Below are 7,175 nucleotides of genomic sequence, written 5' to 3' on the forward strand. Positions count from 1 at the left end.
CGTCGTATGTGGATTGGTCTGTGGGTGGGGTGGAGGTGGTGTCGGAGTCTTGTGTGTGGCCGGAGACGGGGCGGCCGCGTCGGGCGGGGGTGTCGTCGTTCGGTATCAGTGGGACGAATGCGCATGTGATCGTGGAGCAGGCGCCGGAGGTCGTTGGGTCTGAGGGTGTGGATGTTGGTGTGGGGGTGGGTGTTTCGGTGGTGCCGTTGGTGTTGTCGGGTAGGACTGCTGATGCACTACACGCACAGGCGGTAGCGCTGCGAGAGATGCTCGCCGGGGACCACAACGGGCCCGCACTGGCCGATATCGCCTGGACTCTGGCGACCGCGCGCTCGAAATTCGCCTACCGTGCCGTGGTCGACGCGGCGGATCGGAGTTCGCTCGACAGCGGACTCGACGCGCTGATCGCGGGAACGGCCTCCGCCTCTGTGCATCAGGGTCTTGCCCGTACCGGTCGTCTCGCGATGGTGTTCGCGGGCCAGGGCTCCCAGCGTGCCGGAATGGGGCGGGAACTGTACGACTCCTACGACATTTTCGCCGCAGCGCTCGACGAAGTCTGCGGCCACATCGATCCCCTGCTGGACCGATCGCTGCGCGACGTCATCTTCGGAGAGCCGCAGTTGCTGGATCAAACGGAATACACCCAGCCGGGTCTGTTCGCCGTGGAGTACGCACTGTTCCGGCTGTTGTTCTCCTGGGGCGTCGTCCCCGACTACGTCATCGGCCATTCGATCGGTGAGATCACCGCCGCCTGTGTCGCCGAGGCGATTTCGGTGCCTGATGCGGCGCGGATGGTGGTGGCACGTGGCCGGTTGATGCAGCAGTTGCCATCCAATGACGACCATCCGGGGCTCGGCGGCTCCATGGTTGCCCTCGAAGCGACGGAAGCGGAAGTGCAGGAGCATCTGTGCGCCGATGTCGATCTCGCGGCAGTGAACGGTCCGATGGCCGTGGTGATTTCCGGGGCGACCGATGCCGTGGATCGGGTCGCGGCGCTCTTCGCCGCGCGCGGGCGGCGTACCAAGTCGCTCACGGTGTCGCACGCCTTCCACTCGGCGTTCCTCGAGCCGATCCTCGCGGAGTTCGACAAGGTCTGCGCGGATATCGTCGTCGACGCGCCGCGGATTCCGGTGGTGTCGAACCTGACCGGCATGCCGCTCACGGCCGAGGATCTCGCCTCCTCGAAATACTGGGCGCGTCATGCCAGGGAAACAGTGCGGTTCTCCCACGGTATCCAGGCGCTGGCCGACCTCGGCGTCACCCGGTATGTGGCGGTGGATCCCACTGCCGCACTCGTCCCGATGGTGCAGGAATGCCTGAGCGCTGATGAGCACAGCCTGGTGGTCGCGACCCTGCGCGCCGGGCGATCCGAGCCGGCGGCCATGCTGTCCGCACTGGCCGAGCTGTATGTCGATGGCGTGCCGATCGCGTGGGACGACGTCCTCGGTGGTGGTCGAATAGTCGACCTGCCGACGTATTCCTTTCAGCGCGAGCGTTTCTGGGCGTCAGCCGCACGGCAGCCGGCCAGGACGGTCGACTCCGATCTGTACCGCCTCGATTGGGTGCCGATCGAGGTGGCGGGATCGCATGGCCCGGCTGTGCCCGGCTGCGCGATCGTCGGCGATGTCGACCGGACGACCGCCTCGTTCACCGCGCACCACCGGGACCTGGACGCTCTGCTGGCAGCGGCGGTGATTCCGGAAAATGTGGTCGTTCAGCTCCTTCCCACCAGTGGAGAGCAGACGCAGCGCGCGCATGCAGGCGCCCGCGAAGGGCTGGACCTGGTGCAGGCGTGGCTGCGCGAGCCCCGCTTCGCGCACAGCCGCCTTGTGCTGGTCACTCGCGGTGCTGTCGCCGTGGAACTCGGTGCTGACCAGGTCGATCTCGGACACGCGCCGGTCTGGGGATTGGCCCGTTCCGTCCGTGCCGAGCACCCGGACCGGCTCCTGCTCGTCGATCTCGACGAGCAGGAGCTGTCGGATCGTGTGCTCGCCTCGGCGCTGGCCAGTGGAGAAGCCGAAGTGGTGGTACGCGGCAACCGCTTCGACACGGGCAGGCTCACGGCGCTCGATCCGACAACGGGCGCGGGACGGGCCTTCGATCCGGAGGCGACGGTGCTTGTCACCGGAGCATCGGGAGCGCTCGGAAGTGTCGTTGCCCGGCATCTCGCTGCGCGGCACGAAGTCCGGCATCTGCTGTTGGTCAGCCGCCGGGGGCCGGAATCTCCGGAGTTGGCGCGACTGCAGAGCGAGCTGGCCGAGCGCGGCGTCGAGGTCGAGGTCGCGGCGTGCGATATCGCGGATCGGGCGGCCGTCGCCGATCTACTGGAGCGGATACCCCGCCGACTAGGTGCCATCGTGCATCTGGCAGGTCTGCTCGATGACGCCGCCGTACTGTCGCTGGATCACCCGAGATTGGCGGAGGTCTTGCGGCCCAAGGTCGACGGCGCGTGGCACCTGCACGAACTGACCCGGGAACGAGATCTCGACCAGTTCATCCTGTTCTCGTCCGCGGCGGCGACTATCGGTACCGCAGGACAGGCGAATTACAACGCGGCCAACGCCTTTCTCGATGCCCTCGCCCATCAGCGGCATGCGTGGGGGTTGCCCGCGACCTCCATGGCCTGGGGGCTGTGGGCAGACGCCGGAATGGGCGGGCGTCTCGACGCCGCCCATCGGCGTCGGCTCACCCGGATCGGTGCGGTTCCGCTGACCGCCGGGCATGCGATGAAGCTGTTCGACGCGATGCTCGGTGGCACTCATCCGGTACCGGTGCCGCTATCGCTGGATCCAGCGATGCTCGCCGCAACGAGCCGGGCAGACCTTCCCGTAGCGCTGCACGGGCTGGCGAAACCGGTGCCCGCCGCGCACTCGTCCGTTCTTCACGACATCGGGGCGCTTGTCCCAGGACGCAGGCGGGAAGTCGTGCTGCGCAGCGTCATCGAGAATGTCGCGGTCGTGCTCGGGCACGATTCGGCGGTCGGAATCACCGCGAGCAGCGCCTTCACCGAACTGGGATTCGATTCGCTGACCGCTGTGGAGTTGCGCAACCGGCTCGTTGCCCAGACGGGGCTGGCCCTTGCGCCTTCGCTGGTGTTCGACCATCCCACTCCGGTGGATCTGGCCGACCTGCTGACCGCTCTGCTGGTGCCGGAGGAGGCGCGGCCGGGTGACCGCGCGATGGTCGAACTGGACTCTCTCGAACGGATGCTGCTCGACGTCGATCCGGACGACCACGCCGTCTCCGAGATCACGGGACGGCTCCAGTCGATGCTGTGGAAACTGCAGCGCGGCAACGACATACCGGCGCTTTCGGTGCCCACGGCATCGACCGCCGACGACATCCTCGAATTCATCGACCGCGAGTTCGGAGAACTGAACTAGTGTCCAACGAAGAGAAGCTCGTCGACTACCTCAAGCGAGTATCCGCTGAGCTGCAGCGAACGCGACAGCGTGTGCAGGATCTCGAGTCGCGCGAAGCCGAACCGATCGCCATCGTTTCCCTCGCGTGCCGGTTCCCCGGCGGAGTCGAATCGCCGGAAGAACTTTGGGATCTGGTCGCGGACGGCCGCGACGCGATCACTGGTTTCCCCGTCGACCGAGGTTGGCGGGAAGCCGAAGGGTTCGGCGGATTCCTGGATGACATAGCGGAATTCGATGCCGGGCTGTTCGGGATCGCACCCCGTGAAGCGCTGGCGATGGACCCACAGCAGCGCCTGCTGCTGGAGACTTCCTGGGAACTGGTCGAACGAGCCCGTATCGACCCGATGTCGTTGCGTGGCAGTCGCACCGGTGTCTTCGTCGGCACGAACGATCAGGACTACCGGGACCTGTCAGGAGCGGCTGATTCCGAGACTGCCGCGTATGCGGTGCTCGGGAGTTCCGCTGCGGTCATGTCCGGTCGCATCGCCTACGTGCTCGGGCTCGAGGGGCCGACCATGACGGTCGACACCGCGTGCTCGTCGTCGCTGGTCGCCATGCACCTGGCCGCGAAGGCCTTGCGGGACGACGAGTGCACGCTGGCGGTCGCCGGCGGCGTCACCCTGATGTCGACACCGAAGGCTTTCGAGGAATTCACGCGCCGAGGCGCATTGGCGGTCGATGGGCGATGCAAGGCCTTCGCGGCGGCCGCCGACGGAACCGGTTGGGGCGAAGGGGTCGGCCTGGTTCTGCTGGAACGATTGTCGGACGCACAGCGGAACGGGCATCGGGTGCTGGCGCTCCTGCGCGGATCCGCCGTCAACCAGGACGGCGCGTCGAACGGTCTCACCGCACCGAACGGTCCGTCGCAGCAGCGAGTGATCCGGGCAGCGCTGGCGGACGCCAGGCTCTCGGCCACTGATGTCGACGTCGTTGAGGCGCACGGTACCGGGACCACGCTCGGCGATCCCATCGAGGCGCAGGCGCTCCTGGAGACCTACGGCCGAGGGCACCCCAGGGAACGGCCGCTGCTGCTCGGGTCGGTCAAGTCGAATATCGGCCACACCATGGCCGCCGCGGGCGCCGCGGGCGTGATCAAGATGGTCGAGGCGATGCGGCGCGGGGTCGTTCCGCCGACATTGCACGTGGACCGTCCCACACCGCAGGTGGACTGGTCGGCCGGTGCGGTGCGGCTCGTCACCGAGACGACGGGCTGGCCCATCGGCGATCAGCCACGTCGGTCGGGCGTTTCGTCGTTCGGAGTTTCCGGGACGAACGCACATGTGATTCTCGAACAAGCGCCCGAGGTGGTTCCTGATCCGGAATCACCAGTGGCGCAGGCACGCGCATCGGAGGCTCTGCCCTTCCTGGTATCGGGCAGAACGGCGGCCGCGGTGCGCGATCAGGCCGCTCGCCTGGCCGGCTTCCCGCTCGTGCACGAGCAGCTCCCGGATGTGGCATGGTCGCTCGCCACGACGCGTGCCGCGCTGGAGCATCGTGGTGTCGTCATCGGCCGCGATCTCACCGCACTGCGACAGGGGTTGACGGCGCTGGCCGAGGAGAACCCGACAGTCGGTGTGGTCAGCGGCAGGGCGGCGGCCGGTGCGGTCGCGTTCGTGTTTCCCGGCCAAGGTGCGCAGTGGCATGGCATGGGCCGGGAGCTGCTGGCGGCCAACGAGGTGTTCACGGCGCGGATGCGGGAATGCGCCACCGTCATGGACCCGATCAGCGGATGGTCGCTGATGGATGTCGTCACCGGCGAGGACCAGTCATGGTTGAACCGGGTGGATGTCGTCCAGCCGGTGTCCTTCGCGGTCATGGTGTCGCTGGCGGCGGAATGGGAATCCCTGGGAGTGACACCGCACGTTGTCGTCGGGCACTCGCAGGGTGAGATCGCGGCCGCATGCGTGGCCGGGGTACTGAGCCTGGCGGATGCGGCCCGGGTCGTGGTGCGGCGGAGCCGGCTCATCGAGCAGAAGCTGTCCGGCCGCGGTGGCATGGTGTCGGTTGCCCTCTCCGCTGATCGCGTCGAACAGCTGATCACGCCCTATGCAGGCCGGATATCGGTGGCCGCGATGAACGGTCCCGCGGTGACAGTGGTCTCCGGTGAGATCGAAGCGTTGCGCGAACTGGTCGCCGGATGTGACGGCGACCAGGTGCGAGTGCGGTGGATCGATGTCGACTACGCGTCGCACTCGGCACAGGTCGACGATATCGCGGCGGAGTTGCTCGAGGTCCTGACCGGGGTCACGCCTCGGGAAGCCCGGATACCGATGTACTCGACCGTGCGCGGCGGATTGCTCGAAGGCCCCGAGCTCGACGCCGGGTACTGGGTCGAGAACCTGCGCCGGCCGGTGCGCTTCGCGGCCGCGGCGCGGACACTGCTGGGGCAGGGCTATCGGTTCCTGGTCGAGGTCAGCGCGCATCCGGTTCTGGTCCCGTCGATCGACCAGGCCATCGACGAGGTTCGCGGCACCGCGCTGGCGATCGGTACGTTGCGCAGAGGCGAGGGCGGCCGACAGCGGCTGCTGGAATCAGCGGCTCGTGGCTGGGCGAACGGATTGCCGGTCGACTGGGCTGCGGTGCTGGGGGGTTCGTCCCGCCGAGCCCGCGACCTGCCGACCTATGCCTTTCAGCGACAACGATACTGGCTCGAAACGGCCGGGATCGTCCGTGATGCCACGATCGGCGAGACCGTGGGGGCGGCGGAAAGCCCCGAACCGTCACCGGGCCCCTCGACCGGCAGGTTCGCCCGGATGACCGGCGCCGAGCGCGGCCGGGCGCTGTCGGATGTCGTGCGTACGCAGGTTGCCGATGTGCTCGGCTACGACTCGCCCGACACGGTCGAGCCGCGCACCTTCCAGGAGCTCGGCTTCGATTCGCTGACCGCGGTCGAGTTTCGCAACCGCCTGGTGATGGCGACAGGACTGCGCCTCCCCGCGACGCTGGTGTTCGACTATCCCACGTTCGATGCGGTGGTCGACTTTCTCGACGGCGAGCTGGCAGGTCGCGGCGCGGACGGAACGAGCTCGCCGGTGGTCGCCGCCGTCGACGACGATCCCGTGGTGATCGTGGCCGCCAGCTGCCGGTATCCCGGGGGGATCGCCGCGCCGGAGGACCTCTGGCGGGTCGTGGAATCCGGGACGGACACGATCGCGGAGTTCCCCGCCGACCGGGGGTGGCAACCGCAGGAGATGACCGGCGTCACCACCACCGCTGGTGGGTTTCTGTATGAGGCCGCGGATTTCGATGCCGCGTTCTTCGGTATCTCGCCGCGTGAGGCGTTGGCGATGGATCCGCAGCAGCGGTTGTTGCTGGAGTCGTCGTGGGAGTTGTTCGAGCGTGCTGGTATCGCTCCGGATTCGTTGCGGGGCAGCCGGACCGGCGTCTTCATCGGTATGTCCGGCCGGGACTACGGACTGACCGCTACCCCCGCACGTCAGGCGGTCGCTGGATACAACCTCACCGGGACCGCCGCCAGCGTGGCCTCGGGGCGGATTTCGTACGTCTTCGGTCTGGAAGGGCCCGCGGTGACGCTGGATACGGCGTGTTCGTCGTCGTTGGTGGCGCTGGATTGGGCGGTGCGATCGGTGCGCGGTGGTGAGTGCTCGATGGCGGTCGCCGGCGGCGTCACCATCCTGTGCACGCCCCTGGCGTTCGCCGAGTTTTCGCGTCAGGGTGGGCTCGCGGCTGATGGTCGGTGTAAGTCGTTTTCGGCTGGTGCTGATGGGACTGGTTGGGGTGAGGGTGTTGGTT

2 protein-coding genes are annotated in these 7,175 nt (G+C 67.7%); both read left to right on the forward strand.

The features are described from left to right. Positions 1-20: 20 nt before the first annotated feature. On the forward strand, positions 21-3,383 hold the full coding sequence (locus ACFWF2_RS33075) for an SDR family NAD(P)-dependent oxidoreductase (RefSeq protein ID WP_379311412.1): 3,363 nt from the start codon (positions 21-23) through the stop codon (positions 3,381-3,383). Beyond that, positions 3,383-7,175 (forward strand): type I polyketide synthase (locus ACFWF2_RS33080; protein ID WP_379311413.1); only part of this gene is annotated, 3,793 nt, incomplete at its 3' end. The genes ACFWF2_RS33075 and ACFWF2_RS33080, both read left to right, overlap by 1 nt.

The organism is Nocardia sp. NPDC060259 (assembly GCF_042728775.1).
GTDB lineage: Bacteria > Actinomycetota > Actinomycetes > Mycobacteriales > Mycobacteriaceae > Nocardia.